The organism is Bacillus cereus group sp. MG9, assembly GCF_040459995.1.
GTDB lineage: Bacteria > Bacillota > Bacilli > Bacillales > Bacillaceae_G > Bacillus_A > Bacillus_A mycoides.
Map to the genome: position 1 here is coordinate 701,948 of NZ_JARVHC010000001.1, position 17,106 is coordinate 719,053.

Sequence of the window (17,106 nt, forward strand, 5' to 3'; positions counted from 1 at the left end):
GCTTTTTTTGAGTATAACCTTAAAAGCTTTTTAGTTAGAAATGATTGACGTATTTTTATAAATGCGTTATATTATTTTCTGTAAACGGTTACATGAAATGAGGAGAAAAGAGAATGAGTACGATTAAAGACGTTGCAAAATTAGCAGGGGTATCTGTTGCGACCGTTTCCAGAGTGTTAAATAAAAATGGATATGTCCATGAGGATACATTAAAGAAAGTAGAGCGAGCAATTGAAATGCTAGATTATAAGCCTAGTACAGTAGCGCGTTCTTTATATAATAAAAAGTCTCGTTTAATTGGCTTAGTTGTTCCAAATATCGTGAATCCATTCTTTCCGGAAGTTGCACGTGCTGTAGAAGATGTAGCACATAAGCAAGGATACACAGTTGTACTTTGTAACTCTGATGAAAATTTAGAAAAAGAGAAGCAATACATTGATGTGCTTAGACAAAATAATGTGGACGGATTTATTGTAGCAACGAATCCACAAAATAGTGTTAATTACATGAATTTGTCTATTCCAGTTGTTGCGATTGACCGTATGTTTAATGAGCGCATTCCTACTGTATATGCAGATAACTATGCAGGGAGCCAGGCGGCGACAAAGTTATTAATAGACAAAGGGTGTAAACATATTGCACATATTCGTGGACCGCGTGATGTGAGCACAGCTAATGAACGTTTTGAAGGTTTTGTAGACGTTATTACGCAAAATAATCTTTCTTATATGATTGCAGAGAGTACATTCGATCCAGCTAATAGTGAACAGGTAGCGGTGGAATTATTAGAAGAATATCCGCATATTGATGGAATTGTTGCTGGGAATGATTTAATTGCAATTGGTATTGTAAAGGCTGCACTTCAAAAGGGAATTTCTATTCCAAACGATTTACAAATTATTGGGTTCGATGGAATTTCTTTAACTGAAATGATGTATCCATCTATTACGACTGTTGCACAGCCAATTTATGAAATGGGGAAAATTGCAACAGAATTGTTGTTAGAGCAGATGGAAGGAAATCCATTAGAAGAGAAACACTATCGTTTACCGATTGAAATTATAGAACGAAATACAACGAAGTAAGGAGATGAGACAGATGCCAAATATTGCAGTAGTAGGTAGCATTTCAATGGACTTAGTGGCTGTTTCAAAAATACGGCCGAAAGCAGGAGAAACAGTAATTGGTGAAGCGTTTCATACGATACCAGGAGGAAAAGGGGCCAACCAAGCAGTTGCTGCAGCTAGATTAGGAGCAAATGTAGCGATGGTTGGTGCAGTAGGAAATGATGATTACGGAACAGTAGTTAGAAAAAATTTGGAGAACGAACGCATTTTTATCGACTATGTGGTACCGGTTACAGATAGGACGACAGGAATCGCTCATATCGTTTTAGCAGAAGAGGATAACAGTATTGTTGTCGTACAAGGAGCAAATGCTCTTGTAAATGAGTCGATTGTAGATCGTTCAAAAGACCTTCTTGTAAAAGCAGATATGGTTGTTCTTCAACTAGAGATTCCGCTTGAAACAGTAAAATACGTTCTGGCTATTTGTGAGGAGCATAACATTCCAGTTATGTTGAATCCGGCTCCAGCACAAATCTTATCAGAAGATATTTTAGAAAAAGCGACTTATATTACGCCGAATGAACATGAATGTCGCATCGTATTAAATGATTTCACATCACCAATTGAAGAGTTACTTGCGAAATATCCAAATAAGCTATTGATGACGGAAGGGTCTAACGGTGTTCGTTTCCATAACGGAACGGAAGTTGTTCAAGTTCCAAGTATTGCTGTAGACGTAGTGGATACGACTGGAGCTGGTGATACATTTAACGGCGCGCTAGCAGTTGCACTTTCTGAAGGAGAAATACTTCAAAAAGCAATTCGTTTTGCGAACATTGCTGGTGGTCTTTCTGTAACGAAACTTGGGGCACAGGGCGGTATGCCAACAAGAGATAGAGTACGTGAAGTGCAGGTGATTGTCGGATGAAGAAACACGGTGTATTAAATAGTGAAATTGCGGCGGTCCTTGCTTCACTTGGACATACAGATACGATTGTAATTGCTGATTGCGGGTTACCTATTCCTGATGGAGTAAAACGAATTGATTTAGCAGTTGAAATCGGAAAACCTAGTTTTTTAGACGTATTACAAGTAGTTGCTGATGATATGGCAATTGAAAAAGTGATGTTAGCAGAAGAAGTTATTATAAATAATGCAGAGGTAAATAAAGAAGTTGAGATGCGATTAATAGAGCCAGCATTTGAATATGTGTCTCATAAGGAATTTAAAGAGCATACAAAGAGAGCGAAGGCGATTATTCGTACAGGAGAAGCAACGCCTTATGCGAATGTTATTTTACATGCAGGCGTGATTTTTTAATAAAGGGATGTGATGAGAATGCATATTGAAATGAAGAACATTTCAAAAGCGTTCAGTGGTAATCCTGTTCTAAAAAACGCACAGTTTATGATTGAAACAGGAGAAGTTCATGCATTGATGGGGGAAAATGGAGCGGGGAAATCGACGCTCATGAAGATTTTAACAGGTGTATATAAAAAAGACAGTGGAACAGTCATGATTGATGGGAAAGAACGAACTTTTAAAAATGCGAAAGAAGCTGAAGAGTATGGTATTGCATTTATCCATCAAGAGTTGAACATATTACCGAATTTAACGGTAGCTGAAAATATGTTTCTTGGAAAAGAGTTAATGTATGGGAAAACGGGCATTTTACGTACGCGTCAAATGAATGCGATTGCCCAGCAACAATTAGCAGATCTTGGCCTACATGTGAGAGGTGCTATGCTAGCAGGTGAATTATCAGTTGGACAACAGCAAATTATTGAAATTGCTAAAGCATTAATGACAAAGGCGAGCGTTATTATTATGGATGAACCTACAGCAGCATTAACAGATCGCGAAATTGAAACGCTGTTTATTGTTATTAATAAATTACGTATAGAGGGCGTTTCATTCGTTTATATTTCACACCGGATGGAAGAAATTTTTTCAATATGTGATGCTATTACGATTTTGCGTGATGGAGAATATGTAGGGAAGAGATTAATTCCAGAAACATCATTTGATGAAGTAGTTAGCATGATGGTGGGGCGCAGTATTGGTGAACGTTATCCAGAACGAAATAGTCAAATTGGCGAAGTGATTTTTGAAATGCGAAACGGAACGAAAAAGGGGAAATTTGAAAATGTTTCGTTTCAAGTTAGAAAAGGTGAAATCCTTGGTGTTGCGGGCTTGATGGGAGCTGGTCGCACGGATATTATGAAAGCAATATTTGGATATGAACCGCTCGATTCAGGAAAAATTTTCATGAATGGACAAGAAGTGAAAATTGATAGTCCAATTGATGCGATTAGACAACGAATTGCCTTTATTACAGAGGATAGAAAATCTGAAGGGCTTGTGTTAGATTTTTCGATTCGTGAAAATTTAGCTTTACCAAATTTAGAAAGTCTTTCAAAGGGAAGCGTTGTTAATAAAGGTTTAGAACAGCAATTTACTGAGGATATGATGAAGCTTCTTAATGTGAAAGCAGCAAACGGAGAGCAAGCTGTAAAATCTCTTTCTGGTGGAAATCAGCAAAAGATTGTAATTGCAAAATGGTTAGGTATTCATCCGCAGTTACTCATTTTAGATGAACCAACGAGAGGTGTAGATGTTGGGGCTAAAAAAGAAATTTACTCTATTATGAATAAGCTTACCGAGCAAGGAGATGCCGTTATTATGGTATCGTCTGAGCTTCCAGAAGTTTTAGGAATGAGTGATCGGGTTCTCGTCATTCATGAAGGGAAAATCGGTGGTATTTTAGAGAAAGATCAGGCATCGCAAGAGTCTATTATGGCACTAGCTACAGGGGGAGAGTAAGATATGGCTAAGAAGGGGAATGTATTACAACAACTTGGTTCTTTAATTGGATTAGTATTAATTATCGCAGTAATTACAGCTTTAAATCCAGCATTTATTGAAATTCCAAATTTATTTAATATACTGCGCCAAGTATCGATTAATGCACTCATTGCATTTGGAATGACCTTCGTTATTTTAACAGGGGGTATTGACTTATCGGTAGGTTCTATTTTAGCATTATCAAGTGCACTTGTTGCCGGAATGATGGCAAGTGGCATGGATCCGTTCCTTGCAATGGCAGTTGGATTATTAGCAGGTCTTGCAATGGGGATTGTAAACGGTATCATTATTGCGAAGGGAAAAGTAGCTCCGTTTATTGCAACTTTAGCAACAATGACTATTTTTCGCGGGTTGACGCTTGTTTATATGGACGGACGTCCGATCACTGGTCTTGGTGATCATTTAATGTTCCAAATGTTTGGCCGTGGTTATTTCCTTGGTATTCCTGTGCCAGCCGTTACAATGATGATCGCTTTTGCAGTACTGTACTTTATTTTAAAGAAAACAACGTTTGGTCGCCGTACGTTTGCGATTGGTGGAAATGAAGAAGCGGCAGCTTTATCAGGTATTAATGTTACGAGAATTAAAGTAATGATTTACGGTCTTTCCGGAATTTTGGCAGCGCTTGCAGGTATTGTCTTAACATCAAGGTTAGATTCTGCACAGCCGACTGCTGGTACTTCTTACGAATTGGATGCAATTGCTGCAGTTGTGTTAGGAGGAACGAGTCTTTCAGGTGGAAGAGGATGGATTGTTGGTACATTCATCGGTGTGCTTATTATTGGTGTACTAAATAACGGTTTAAATTTATTAGGTGTATCTTCTTTCTTCCAACAAGTTGTAAAAGGACTTGTAATCTTACTAGCTGTACTAATTGATCGTCGAAAAGAAGCGTAATGGAGGGGCAATTCATGAAAAAATGGTTACTGATACTCGTTGCATGCATCATGGTAGTTACTGCTGGTTGTTCAATGGAACCACCAGAATGGGCAAAGGATTCTAGCGATAAAGGTCGAAATAAAACTATTAAAGTTGGATTTTCTGTTTCAACTTTAAATAATCCATTTTTCGTCACGTTGAAAAAAGGTGCAGAAAAGAAAGCAAAAGATAGCGGCATTGAATTAATTGCTGTTGATGCACAAAATGATGCAGCGAAGCAAACAAACGATGTTGAAGATTTAATTCAAAAAGGTGTCGATGTAATTGTTATTAATCCAACCGACTCAGATGCTGTTGCTTCAGCGGTAAGTGCAGCCAATGCAGCCAATGTTCCTGTTATTACAGTAGACCGAGTTGCAAATTCAGGTAAAGTTGTTTCTCACATAGCTTCCAACAATGTAGAAGGTGGTCAAATGGCTAGTGATTACATTCGGGAAGTAGTTGGTGAAGGAACAAATGTCGCTGAGTTAGAAGGAATACCTGGATCGTCTGCTGCTCGTGAGCGTGGGAAAGGATTCCATAACGTAGCTGATAAGTCTTTAAAAGTAGTAGCAAAACAAGCAGCTGATTTCGATCGTGCAAAAGGGTTATCTGTTATGGAAAATATTTTGCAAGCAAATAGCGATATTAAAGCGGTATTTGCTCATAATGATGAAATGGCATTAGGCGCAATTGAGGCATTAAAATCTGCTGGTAAAACGGATGTAGTCGTTGTTGGATTTGATGCAACGGATGATGCTGTAAAAGCGGTTAAAGATGGGCGTATGGCAGCAACAGTCGCTCAAAAACCGGAATTAATCGGAGAGAAGGCGATGGAAACAGCAAAAGAGATAACACAAGGTAAAAAAGTGGACAAATTTATTCCGATTGAATTAGAGCTTATTAAGAAAAAATAAATAAATATAAAATGAAAATTAGGAAGGAAGAATAACAAATGAAATTTTTTATTGATACAGCAAACATTAACGAAATTAAAGAGGCAAATGCATTAGGCGTAGTAGCTGGAGTAACGACAAACCCATCACTTGTAGCAAAAGAAGGCGTAGATTTCCATGAGCGTATTCGTGAAATTTGCAGCTTTATTGAAGGACCTGTAAGCGCAGAAGTAATTAGCTTAGAAGCTGACAAAATGATTGAAGAAGGAAAAGAGTTAGCAAAAATCGCTCCAAATGTTGTTGTAAAAGTTCCAATGACAACAGAAGGCTTAAAAGCAGTAAAAGCATTCTCAGATTTAGGAATTCGTACAAACGTTACATTAGTATTCTCAGCAGTGCAAGCATTACTTGCAGCTCGCGCTGGTGCGACATACGTTTCACCGTTCTTAGGTCGCCTAGATGATATCGGTCATAACGGTATGGACTTAATTCGCCAAATCGCAGAAATCTTTGCAATTCACGGCATTGAAACAGAAATCATTGCAGCATCTGTACGTCATAGTGTTCACGTAACAGAAGCAGCATTAAACGGTTCACATATTGCAACAATCCCAGCAAACGTAATCGCTTCATTAGTGAAGCATCCATTAACAGATCAAGGAATTGAGAAATTCTTAGCTGATTGGGAAAAAACACAAGAGAAATAATACGAAATGGAGAACCCATGTTTAATTAACTTGGGTTCTTTTTTTTGTTTGAAAGAATTTTCATGCAATTGTGCATATTATCTTTTAAATTTTTAATATAAGCTATTTAATATATACAAATCACTCTTTATTTTTCACATTTCGACATAAAAAGATAGAGGGTCTGACCAGAAAACTGGAGGGCATGATTCTATAACAGAAAGCTTATTTCTTATAGAATCATGTCTTTTATTATACAAGGGAGGATGGATTACATATTTTTATCTGAAGTTTAAGATTGATACAAGGGGATGATTAAAATGAGAAAAAAAGCGCCATTTAAAGTGTTGTCATCATTAACGATCGCAACACTCATCGGATGCTCAGCTGTAATGAGTGCTCCGTTAGCATATGCAGAAACGTCAGCAAAAGAAAGTGTGTCTACAACGCCAATTGATCATAACTTAATTCAAGAAGATCGTTTAGCGGAAGCGCTGAAAGAAAGAGGAACAATTAATCCAGCATCGTCTAAAGAAGAGACAAAAAAGGCCGTAGAGCAATATATTGAAAAGAAACAAGGGGATCAGGCGAATAAAGAAATTCTTCCAGATGCTGCTCAAGAAGCATCTGATTTCGTGAAAAAGGTAAAAGAGAAGAAGATGGAAGAAAAGGAAAAAGTAAAGAAAGCTGAAAAAAATGTTAGCCCTGAGCAAAAGCCAGAGCCAAATAGAAAGCAATTAGATGGGAAAGTTCCAACTTCTAAGGCGAAACAAGCTCCATATAGTGGACCTGTCCGCAATGATAAAGTGTTAGTGTTACTCGTTGAATTTAGTGATTATAAACATAATAATATTGAGCAAACACCAGGTTATATGTATTCGAAAGACTTTAGTAGAGAACATTATCAAAAAATGTTATTTGGTAATGAGCCTTACACATTATTTGATGGTTCGAAAGTAAAAACATTTAAGCAATATTATGAAGAACAGTCTGGCGGTAGTTATACGACGGATGGATATGTAACAGAGTGGTTAACTGTTCCAGGTAAAGCTGCTGATTATGGTGCTGATGGTAGTAGCGGTCACGATAATAAAGGACCAAAAGGTGCGCGTGATTTAGTGAAAGAAGCATTAAAAGCTGCAGCGGATAAAGGATTAGATTTATCTCAATTTGATCAATTTGACAGATATGATACAAATGGTGATGGTAATCAAGATGAATCTGACGGTGTAATTGATCATTTAATGGTAATCCATGCTGGTGTTGGTCAAGAAGCTGGTGGCGGTAAATTAGGTGATGATGCGATTTGGTCACATCGTTCAAAATTAGCAACAGATCCAGTAGCGATTGAAGGTACAAAATCAAAGGTAGATTACTTTGGTGGAAAAGTAGCGGCTCATGATTACACAATTGAACCAGAAGACGGTGCAGTAGGTGTGTTTGCACATGAATTTGGACATGACCTTGGCTTACCGGATGAATATGACACGAAATATACTGGAACTGGTTCACCTGTTGAAGCGTGGTCATTAATGAGTGGAGGTAGCTGGACAGGAAAAATCGCAGGAACAGAGCCAACTAGTTTTTCACCACAAAATAAAGACTTCTTACAAAAGAATATGGGTGGAAACTGGGCGAAAATTTTAGAAGTAGATTACGATAAAATTAAGAGTGGTGTAGGCGTTCCTACATATATTGATCAAAGTGTTACGAAATCCAATCGTCCAGGCGTTGTACGTGTTAACTTACCAGGTAAAAGTGTTGAAACAATTAAACCGGAGTTTGGAAAGCATGCATATTATAGTACAAGAGGAGATGATATGCATACGACATTAGAAACACCATTCTTTGATTTAACAAAAGGAACAAATGCGAAATTTGATTATAAAGCGAATTATGAACTAGAAGCAGAGTGTGATTTCATCGAAGTACATGCTGTAACTGAAGATGGAACGAAAACATTAATTGATAGATTGGGAGAAAACATAGTCCAAGAAGATAAAGATACAACAGATGGAAAATGGATTGATAAATCATACGATTTAAGTCAATTTAAAGGGAAGAAAGTTAAACTACAATTCGACTATATTACAGATCCAGCTTTAACATATAAAGGTTTCGCAATGGATAATGTAAATGTAACAGTTGATGGACAAGTAGTATTTTCAGATGACGCAGAAGGACAGTCTAAAATGAAGTTAAATGGATTCGTTGTTTCTGATGGGACAGAACAGAAACCCCATTATTATTATCTAGAGTGGAGAAACTATGCTGGATCAGATAATGGATTAAAAGCGGGAAAAGGGCCGGTGTATAATACAGGTCTTGTCGTTTGGTATGCAGATGATAGTTTCAAAGATAACTGGGTTGGGTTACATCCAGGTGAAGGCTTCCTTGGTGTTGTAGATTCTCATCCAGAAGCGATTGTTGGAAATTTAGGTGGGAAACCAGCATACGGTAATACTGGAATTCAAATTGCAGATGCTGCATTTTCATTTGATCAAACACCTTCATGGAGTGTAAATTCATTTACACGAGGACAGTTTAATTATACTGGATTACAAGGTGTTACAACGTTTGATGATTCAAAGGTATACAGTAATAAGCAAATTGCTGACGCAGGACGAAAAGTTCCAAACCTTGGACTTAAATTCCAAGTTGTTGGACAGGCAGAGGATAAGTCAGCAGGCGCTGTTTGGATTAGACGTTAATAAAGTAAAAGCACATTCTTCATATGAAGAGTGTGCTTTTATATTTGTACAGTAAGTTATTATTTCAGCTTATGTAATACAATCGTCTGTTCATATATAGTGTAGCAAATTATGTGGGGAAAAGAAATATTTCCGAGGAAATTGTCGAAGTATCGTTGGTATTTATAGACTTTCTTTTTTAAAGGAAGAATGTAGTATTGCTTTTATACATAAGTTTATTTACAGTATTACTTGGTTATATGCAAAAGTAATATATATTAGGCGAAAAAAAAGACAATGATGGAATTAACCCATCATTGTCTTTTTTACTTTGCTTCTTACAAAAATCATTCCAGCAAATGTTAACAAGAATGCAGTTCCGATAACGAAGCTAGCGCTAGGTGATGCTCCGATTGCTCCGACTGTAAAGGAGCCAGCAACAACTCCTAACGAGAAGAATGCATAAAACAATCCGAATGCTTTCCCTCGGTTACTATCTGTTGTATTTTCAACAAGTAAAGCATTAATTGCTGGGAAGAGGATAGCGAATCCAATTCCATAAATTATCATAACGATAAAGAGCATGCCTTTTGTTGCAAATAATCCGAGTAAAGATAACGCTAGTGCCATTACTGCAATCCCGATTAGCATTAGTTTGGAACGATTAAATCGATCGTAAATGCGATTTGTTGGCAGTAAGAAGAAGAGGATAGCGGTAATTCCGAATACACTTAACATCATGCCTGTTGTAGATGCTTTAAGTGCTAATGCCTCAACTTTTACTGGTAACATATAAGTGACAATCCCTTGTGAAAACATTAGTGTGAAAGCACCAATATATGCTTGTAATAACGGTTCTGATTTCAATAGTTCAATCATATCTTCTTTGTTCATCATTTGTGTTCTTGATGTATCTTTTCTTGATACGTTATTTGGTAAGAAGAATAGAGATACGATTGTACCAAGGACCATTAAAATAGAAATAGTAATGAACACCCACTCTATACCAGCTGTTGCTTTCATAATGCCGCTGAAAGCAGGTCCTACGATTGCAGCTGTTCCAACAGCGGCACCAGATAGAGCCATTGCTTTACCTTGCCTTGCTGAATTCGTTTGCTTTGATAAAAACGTAAAGGCAGCAGGAATTAAAAATCCGTCACTAAAACCGTGCATAAAGCGCACAACTAATAGTTGTTCACCACTTTGAACAACGGTGTATAACAAGACTATGAAACTCGTAATTCCCATGCTTATATAAAGGATTTTTTTTGCACCAAATTTATCGACAGCGGCACCAGCGATAATATTACCGATCATATTAGCGAATGAGTACATACCGATAACTAGCCCGATAACAAGAGGGGTTCCTCCAAGACTTTGAGCGAAAGTACTCATAATAGGTAATTGTGAAAATGTATCTAAAAACGCTACGATAACAATAAAGTAAATAAAATATTTCAAGCGATATTCACCTCTCCTATGCTATTATGGCATAATGCTAATTTCAACCGCAATGAAATTAGCATTAACAGATGTGGAAAAAAGTACAAAGTGACAAAATATTGAACGTTATTTGTTAAAATTTAGTGGAAATGAGATTGTTTTTTTGAAATATATGGATGGAAGTATTATAATAGATTTGTAAACTTCACCAGGTTAAGTATATACGTAGAGAGGGATGTATAAAATGAAAGCACTACTTTGGCATAATCAACGTGATGTACGAGTAGAAGAAGTACCAGAACCAACTGTAAGACCAGGAGCAGTTAAGATTAAAGTTAAATGGTGTGGTATCTGCGGAACAGACTTGCATGAATATTTAGCAGGACCTATTTTTATTCCAACAGAAGAGCACCCATTAACACACGTAAAAGCACCGGTTATTTTAGGTCATGAGTTTAGTGGTGAGGTAGTTGAAATCGGTGAAGGCGTTACTTCTCATAAAGTGGGAGATCGCGTCGTTGTAGAACCAATTTATTCTTGTGGTAAATGTGAAGCTTGTAAACACGGACATTACAATGTTTGTGAACAACTTGTTTTCCACGGTCTTGGCGGAGAAGGCGGCGGTTTCTCTGAATATACAGTAGTACCAGAAGATATGGTCCACCATATTCCTGATGAAATGACGTATGAACAAGGTGCACTTGTAGAACCAGCAGCAGTAGCAGTTCATGCAGTACGTCAAAGTAAATTAAAAGAGGGAGAAGCTGTAGCGGTATTTGGTTGTGGTCCGATTGGGCTTCTTGTAATCCAAGCAGCAAAAGCAGCAGGAGCAACTCCTGTTATCGCAGTGGAACTTTCTAAAGAACGTCAAGAGCTAGCTAAATTAGCAGGTGCTGATTACGTATTAAATCCAGCAACTCAAGATGTACTAGCAGAAATTCGTAACTTAACAAATGGTTTAGGTGTAAATGTGAGCTTTGAAGTAACAGGTGTCGAAGTAGTACTTCGTCAAGCGATTGAAAGTACAAGTTTTGAAGGACAAACTGTAATTGTTAGTGTGTGGGAAAAAGATGCGACAATTACGCCAAACAACCTTGTACTAAAAGAAAAAGAAGTTATCGGTATTCTTGGATACCGTCATATCTTCCCAGCTGTTATTAAATTAATTAGCTCTGGCCAAATTCAAGCAGAGAAATTAATTACGAAAAAAATCACAGTGGATCAAGTTGTTGAAGAAGGATTTGAAGCACTTGTAAAAGATAAAACACAAGTGAAAATTCTTGTTTCACCTAAATAATAGAGAATAGTAAAAAGTAGCCCTTTTCTAGAAATAGAAGAGGGCTACTTTTTTTCTATACAGAAAGGTGATAGACTTTCCTTTAACTACAGGTATTTTGTTTGGAAGGGGAAGTCTAATGCTTTCATTTATGTTGACATTGAAACGGATGCTAAAAGCTTGTTTACGAGCGTGGAAAGATAAAGAATTTCAAGTATTATTCGTATTAACATTTTTAACATTAACATCTGGTACGATTTTTTATAGTACAGTTGAAGGATTACGTCCTCTTGACGCCCTATATTTTAGTGTGGTCACGTTGACGACTGTCGGTGATGGGAATTTTAGTCCGCAAACTGATTTCGGAAAGGTATTTACGATCTTATACATATTTATCGGGATTGGATTAGTGTTTGGATTTATTCATAAGTTGGCAGTTAATGTACAGCTGCCAAGTATATTATCGAAAAGAAAAAAAGAGTAAAGCATGTGGATGCTTTACTCTTTTTTTACATTAGTTTAGACAATCATTTGCAGTAGCTTAACAATACTTTATTACAATGTAAGTGTATTCATTCATTATATTCACTATGTATAAAGTTATAATGATATGAACATTTGCATATTTTAATTTATTGATAGAAATTTCATGAAAGGTGGGATATTCTAGTCATAGGTTAACCAGACGATATCATAGGATCCTAACAAAAAGTTTACAATAATTCAATTAAAAAATGGAGGGTTTTATATGAAAAAGAAAGTACTTGCTTTAGCAGCGGCTATTACATTAGTAGCTCCGTTACAAAGTGTTGCATTTGCTCATGAAAATGATGGGGGAAGTAGAATAAATATAGTTCACCGCTGGTCTGCTGAAGATAAGCATAAAGAAGGCGTAAACTCTCATTTATGGATTGTAAACCGTGCAATGGATATTATGTCTCGTAATACAACACTTGTAAAACAAGATCAGGTTGCACTATTAAATGAATGGCGTACGGAGTTAGAGAACGGTATTTATGCTGCTGACTATGAAAATCCTTATTATGATAATAGCACATTTGCTTCACACTTCTATGACCCTGACAATGGAAAAACTTATATTCCATTTGCAAAGCAGGCAAAGGAAACTGGAGCTAAATATTTTAAATTAGCAGGTGAGTCATACAAAAATAAAGATATGAAACAAGCATTCTTCTATTTAGGGTTATCACTTCACTATTTAGGGGATGTAAATCAACCGATGCATGCGGCAAACTTTACAAATCTTTCTTATCCACAAGGGTTCCATTCTAAATATGAAAACTTTGTAGATACGATAAAAGATAATTATAAAGTAACGGATGGAAATGGATATTGGAACTGGAAAGGTACAAATCCAGAAGATTGGATTCATGGAGCGGCAGTAGCTGCGAAACAAGATTATTCTGGCATTGTAAATGATAATACGAAAGATTGGTTCGTGAAAGCAGCTGTATCACAAGAATATGCAGATAAATGGCGCGCTGAAGTTACACCAATGACAGGTACGCGATTAATGGATGCACAACGTGTTACTGCTGGGTACATCCAGCTTTGGTTTGATACGTACGGAAATCGTTAAATATTTGAAAAAGGTCAAATCTCAGAATAGAGTATTTGGCCTTTTTATCACTACACAGTACATGGAGGTATGAAACGTGAAAAGTAAATTGCTAAAAGGTGTACTAAGCTTTGGTATTGGTTTAGGAGCTTTATATAGTGGATCTTCAGCTCAAGCAGAAATGTCTATAAATCAAAATAATACATTAAAAGTTATGACGCATAATGTATACATGCTATCAACAAACCTATATCCCAACTGGGGACAAAGTCAGCGTGCTGATTTAATTGGAGCGGCAGATTATATAAAGAATCAGGATGTTGTTATATTAAATGAAGTGTTTGATAATAGTGCTTCAAATCGCTTATTAGGAAATTTGAAGAAAGAATATCCAAATCAAACGGCAGTATTAGGTCGTAGTAGTGGAAGCGAGTGGGATAAGACGTTAGGAAACTATTCATCTTCGACTCCTGAAGATGGAGGTGTAGCGATTGTGAGTAAATGGCCAATTGTTGAAAAGATTCAATATGTATTTGAAAAAGGCTGTGGACCAGATAACTTATCAAATAAAGGATTTGTATACACAAAAGTTAAGAAAAATGATCGTTTTGTACATGTGATTGGGACTCATTTACAAGCTGAAGATAGTATGTGTGGAAATACTTCGCCAGCATCTGTACGTACAAAACAGCTACAAGAAATTCAAGAGTTTATTAAAAATAAAAATATACCAAATAACGAGTATGTGTTAATTGGTGGTGATATGAATGTAAATAAAATAAATGCTGAGAATAATAGCAATTCAGAGTATGCATCGATGTTTAAAACATTACATGCGTCTGTTCCATCTTATACAGGACATGCAGCAACTTGGGATGCGACGACAAACAGTATTGCGAAATACAATTATCCAGATGCACCTGCTGAACATTTAGATTATATTATTGCGAGTAAAGATCATGCGAATCCATCATTCGTAGAGAATAACGTATTACAAGTGAAATCTCCAAAGTGGTCTGTTACATCATGGTTCAAAAAATATACGTATGATGATTATTCTGATCATTATCCAGTAGAGGCGACTATTTCTATGAAGTAGAGTAGTCTTAAAAAAGTTTCTTCGTGAAGAAGAAACTTTTTTTATTTGAAAACAGGAAAATCATTTTTTCTTTCCAATATGTATAAGACATATATAGAAGAGGAGAGAAAAATGTGGATAGAGGAATTTTTAAGGAAGTTCCATTACCGTGTGCATTTTTAGATGAAGTGGCTTTAGAGAGGAATATTCAATCGATTATAGAGTTAAGTGGAGATAAGAAAATTCGTATAGCGAGTAAATCATTACGCTCTGTTCCAGTTATGAAAAAGATTTTAGCTGCAAATAATCGGTTTCAAGGTATTATGTGTTTTTCTCCTAGAGAAGCTTTGTTTTTAATTGAACAAGGATTTAATGATTTATTGCTCGGATATCCTGTTTATGATGAAAGAGCTTTACATGAAATTAGTTTGCTAACAAAGCAAGGGCACATTATAACTTGTATGGTGGATTGTGAAGACCATATTACTTATTTAGAAAAGATTGCTGAGAAGTCTAAAGGGTGTTTTCGCGTTTGTTTGGATATTGATATGAGTAGTCGTTTTTTGAAATTTCATTTTGGTGTAAAAAGATCCCCGGTAAAAGATGTGCAGAGCGCTTTGAAAATAGTAGAAAAGGTGAAGGGCTCATCATATTTAATACTAGATGGTGTAATGGGATATGAAGCTCAAATTGCCGGGGTGGGGGATCATATACCGAATCAATGGATGAAAAGTAAAGCTGTTTCGTATTTAAAGAAGAAATCAGTGTTAGAGGTTAAAGAAAGAAGAGAACGTATCGTAAAAGAAATACAAAACCTTGGTATTGAACTAAGATTTGTAAATGGGGGAGGAACAGGAAGTATAAAAACAACTGAGCAAGATAACTCAGTTTCAGAGATTACTGTAGGATCCGCCTTTTACTCTCCTAAACTGTTTGACTATTATAAAGAAGTGAAATTTCAGCCAGCTGCCGGATTTGCTTTACCAGTTGTACGTAAACCGGATCCTTTTATTTATACTTGCCTAGGTGGCGGATATATTGCCTCAGGTGCAGTTGGTAAAGATAAAGAGCCTGAGGTTTGGATGCCGCATGGTGCAAAACTATTAGCTTTAGAAGGTGCTGGTGAAGTGCAAACACCAATTTTTTATAACGGCGAGGAACGAGTGGATATAGGAGATTCTATCTTGTTTCGCCATAGTAAAGCTGGGGAGTTATGTGAGCGTTTTCCTATTTTATATCGCATTAAACAAGGGGAAATTGTTGGAGAGTATTCAACATATCGGGGGGATGGACAATGCTTTCTATAAAGGGACAAAAATGGAGAAATTGGACAGGGAATGTAGAAGGAACGCCGCATTATACGATGTATCCAAAAAGTATACAAGATGTAGTAGAAGTTGTGGGGCTTGCACGAAAAAAAGGAAAGAAAATTCGTGTTGTCGGTTCAGGTCATTCGTTTACACCTCTTGTGCAAACGGAAGAAATTTTAGTTTCTTTAGATGAATTGAAGGGCATTGTGAATATTGATGCAGAGAAGAAGGTTGCCGAAGTATGGGCGGGAACAAAGCTACATGATTTAGGGAAGTTACTTCAGGAAAAAGGTTATGCGCAAGAAAATTTAGGAGATATTGATTCACAATCTATTGCAGGAGCGATTAGTACGGGGACTCATGGGACGGGTGTTACATTTGGGAGTTTATCAACACAAGTTATAGAGATCACGGCAGTTTTATCAACAGGTGAGAGTATAGTTTGTTCAGAAACCGAGAACGCCGAATATTGGAAAGCATTTCAGTTGTCGCTTGGAATGCTAGGTATCATTGTAAAGATAAAATTGAAGGTTATCCCAGCGTATTCGCTTGTTTATGAAAGTGAAAAACAATCATTGTCTACTGTAATGAACAAACTAGAAGAATATAAGAAGAATCGTCATTTTGAATTTTTCGTTTTTCCTTATTCAGATGAAGTGCAAGTGAAATTTACAAACGAAACAACGAGTAAAGAAAGTGATTTGAAATGGCATAAACTAAAGGTGGAGTTACTTGAAAATAGGATGTTCTCTTTATTATCTAAAGGGTGTAAATGGTTTCCTTCTATAAGTAAAGGAGTAAGCCGATTATCAGCTAAGGCTGTACCGAACACGAAAATAATTGGACCAAGCTATGAAGTATTCGCTACATCACGTACAGTTCCATTTTATGAAATGGAGTACAGTGTCCCTTCAAAGTATATGAGGGCTGTTGTAGAAGAAATTTCAAATCTTATTGAAAAGAAAAAGTATAAGGTGCACTTCCCGATTGAATGCCGCTACGTGAGAGGTGATGATATATGGCTCAGTCCAGCATATGGAAGAGATTCAGCGTATATAGCTGTTCATATGTATAAAGGTATGAAGTATGCCGCTTATTTTGGTGAAGTGGAGAAAATTTTTCTAAAGTATGAAGGGCGCCCACATTGGGGGAAAATGCATACGTTAACGTACGAAAAATTGCAAAATATATATCCAGAATTGCATTCGTTTCTAAAAGTGAGGAAGTCACTAGATGAAACAGGAATATTTTTAAGCCCTTATACAGAAAAGTTATTTACGATTATGAAAAAAAGCTGA

Annotated in this window: 15 protein-coding genes; 14 read left to right on the forward strand and 1 reads right to left on the reverse strand. The window is 36.6% G+C overall.

What is annotated here, in order from left to right:
* The first annotated feature begins 113 nt into the window (after positions 1-113).
* The 8 genes from rbsR (at position 114) to inhA2 (ending at position 9,143) form a co-directional block, all read left to right on the forward strand.
* A complete protein-coding gene (gene rbsR / locus QCI77_RS03465) occupies positions 114-1,085 on the forward strand; it encodes a ribose operon transcriptional repressor RbsR (protein ID WP_002029805.1) in 972 nt (323 codons plus the stop codon).
* Positions 1,086-1,098: 13 nt separating this feature from the next.
* The gene (gene rbsK, locus QCI77_RS03470) at positions 1,099-1,995 is read left to right on the forward strand and encodes a ribokinase (protein ID WP_002140386.1); all 897 of its coding nucleotides are present in this window, start codon (positions 1,099-1,101) and stop codon (positions 1,993-1,995) included.
* The gene (rbsD, locus tag QCI77_RS03475; protein WP_002125248.1) at positions 1,992-2,387 is read left to right on the forward strand and encodes a D-ribose pyranase; all 396 of its coding nucleotides are present in this window, start codon (positions 1,992-1,994) and stop codon (positions 2,385-2,387) included. The genes rbsK and rbsD overlap by 4 nt, the downstream gene beginning before the upstream one ends.
* Positions 2,388-2,405: 18 nt before the next feature.
* Positions 2,406-3,890 (forward strand): ribose ABC transporter ATP-binding protein RbsA, encoded by a 1,485-nt coding sequence (gene rbsA / locus QCI77_RS03480; protein ID WP_353824510.1) that lies wholly within the window; start codon positions 2,406-2,408, stop codon positions 3,888-3,890.
* A 3-nt stretch (positions 3,891-3,893) separates the two neighbouring features.
* Positions 3,894-4,829 carry an ABC transporter permease subunit gene (locus tag QCI77_RS03485; RefSeq protein ID WP_353824511.1) on the forward strand — a complete coding sequence of 312 codons (936 nt, stop codon included), beginning with the start codon at positions 3,894-3,896 and terminating at the stop codon, positions 4,827-4,829.
* A gap of 14 nt (positions 4,830-4,843) precedes the next feature.
* Positions 4,844-5,767, forward strand: coding sequence for a ribose ABC transporter substrate-binding protein RbsB (rbsB, locus tag QCI77_RS03490; RefSeq protein ID WP_002090926.1), 924 nt, complete (start codon positions 4,844-4,846; stop codon positions 5,765-5,767).
* Between the two features lie 38 nt (positions 5,768-5,805).
* Entirely contained in the window at positions 5,806-6,453 is a 648-nt protein-coding gene (gene fsa / locus QCI77_RS03495; protein WP_000667669.1) for a fructose-6-phosphate aldolase, read from the forward strand.
* A 299-nt stretch (positions 6,454-6,752) separates the two neighbouring features.
* Entirely contained in the window at positions 6,753-9,143 is a 2,391-nt protein-coding gene (inhA2, locus tag QCI77_RS03500; RefSeq protein ID WP_353824512.1) for a M6 family metalloprotease immune inhibitor InhA2, read from the forward strand.
* A gap of 285 nt (positions 9,144-9,428) precedes the next feature.
* On the opposite strand, the gene QCI77_RS03505 is transcribed toward inhA2, so the two are convergent.
* Positions 9,429-10,583, reverse strand: coding sequence for an MFS transporter (locus QCI77_RS03505; RefSeq protein WP_002140391.1), 1,155 nt, complete (start codon positions 10,581-10,583; stop codon positions 9,429-9,431).
* Positions 10,584-10,809: 226 nt separating this feature from the next.
* On the opposite strand from QCI77_RS03505, the gene bdhA reads away from it, so the two are divergent.
* From bdhA to QCI77_RS03535, 6 genes are all read left to right on the forward strand, one after another.
* Positions 10,810-11,862: a (R,R)-butanediol dehydrogenase gene (bdhA, locus tag QCI77_RS03510; protein ID WP_000645834.1), complete on the forward strand. Its 1,053-nt coding sequence runs from the start codon at positions 10,810-10,812 to the stop codon at positions 11,860-11,862.
* Between the two features lie 118 nt (positions 11,863-11,980).
* Entirely contained in the window at positions 11,981-12,325 is a 345-nt protein-coding gene (locus QCI77_RS03515; RefSeq protein WP_000948238.1) for a potassium channel family protein, read from the forward strand.
* 264 nt (positions 12,326-12,589) lie between these two features.
* On the forward strand, positions 12,590-13,441 hold the full coding sequence (gene cerA, locus QCI77_RS03520; protein ID WP_002029789.1) for a phospholipase CerA: 852 nt from the start codon (positions 12,590-12,592) through the stop codon (positions 13,439-13,441).
* 76 nt (positions 13,442-13,517) lie between these two features.
* A complete protein-coding gene (sph, locus tag QCI77_RS03525) occupies positions 13,518-14,519 on the forward strand; it encodes a sphingomyelin phosphodiesterase (protein ID WP_002140392.1) in 1,002 nt (333 codons plus the stop codon).
* Between the two features lie 113 nt (positions 14,520-14,632).
* The gene (locus QCI77_RS03530) at positions 14,633-15,805 is read left to right on the forward strand and encodes an amino acid deaminase/aldolase (RefSeq protein ID WP_002140393.1); all 1,173 of its coding nucleotides are present in this window, start codon (positions 14,633-14,635) and stop codon (positions 15,803-15,805) included.
* Complete coding sequence (locus tag QCI77_RS03535; protein WP_002188323.1) at positions 15,793-17,106, forward strand: D-arabinono-1,4-lactone oxidase; 1,314 nt, start codon at positions 15,793-15,795, stop codon at positions 17,104-17,106. Before QCI77_RS03530 ends, QCI77_RS03535 begins: the two co-directional genes overlap by 13 nt.

Coding starts and splice junctions, on each gene's coding strand:
- rbsR (WP_002029805.1), top strand. CDS start 114: ATGAGTACGATTAAAGACGTTGCAAAATTAGCAGGGGTATCTGTTGCG.
- rbsK (WP_002140386.1), top strand. CDS start 1,099: ATGCCAAATATTGCAGTAGTAGGTAGCATTTCAATGGACTTAGTGGCT.
- rbsD (WP_002125248.1), top strand. CDS start 1,992: ATGAAGAAACACGGTGTATTAAATAGTGAAATTGCGGCGGTCCTTGCT.
- rbsA (WP_353824510.1), top strand. CDS start 2,406: ATGCATATTGAAATGAAGAACATTTCAAAAGCGTTCAGTGGTAATCCT.
- QCI77_RS03485 (WP_353824511.1), top strand. CDS start 3,894: ATGGCTAAGAAGGGGAATGTATTACAACAACTTGGTTCTTTAATTGGA.
- rbsB (WP_002090926.1), top strand. CDS start 4,844: ATGAAAAAATGGTTACTGATACTCGTTGCATGCATCATGGTAGTTACT.
- fsa (WP_000667669.1), top strand. CDS start 5,806: ATGAAATTTTTTATTGATACAGCAAACATTAACGAAATTAAAGAGGCA.
- inhA2 (WP_353824512.1), top strand. CDS start 6,753: ATGAGAAAAAAAGCGCCATTTAAAGTGTTGTCATCATTAACGATCGCA.
- bdhA (WP_000645834.1), top strand. CDS start 10,810: ATGAAAGCACTACTTTGGCATAATCAACGTGATGTACGAGTAGAAGAA.
- QCI77_RS03515 (WP_000948238.1), top strand. CDS start 11,981: ATGCTTTCATTTATGTTGACATTGAAACGGATGCTAAAAGCTTGTTTA.
- cerA (WP_002029789.1), top strand. CDS start 12,590: ATGAAAAAGAAAGTACTTGCTTTAGCAGCGGCTATTACATTAGTAGCT.
- QCI77_RS03535 (WP_002188323.1), top strand. CDS start 15,793: ATGCTTTCTATAAAGGGACAAAAATGGAGAAATTGGACAGGGAATGTA.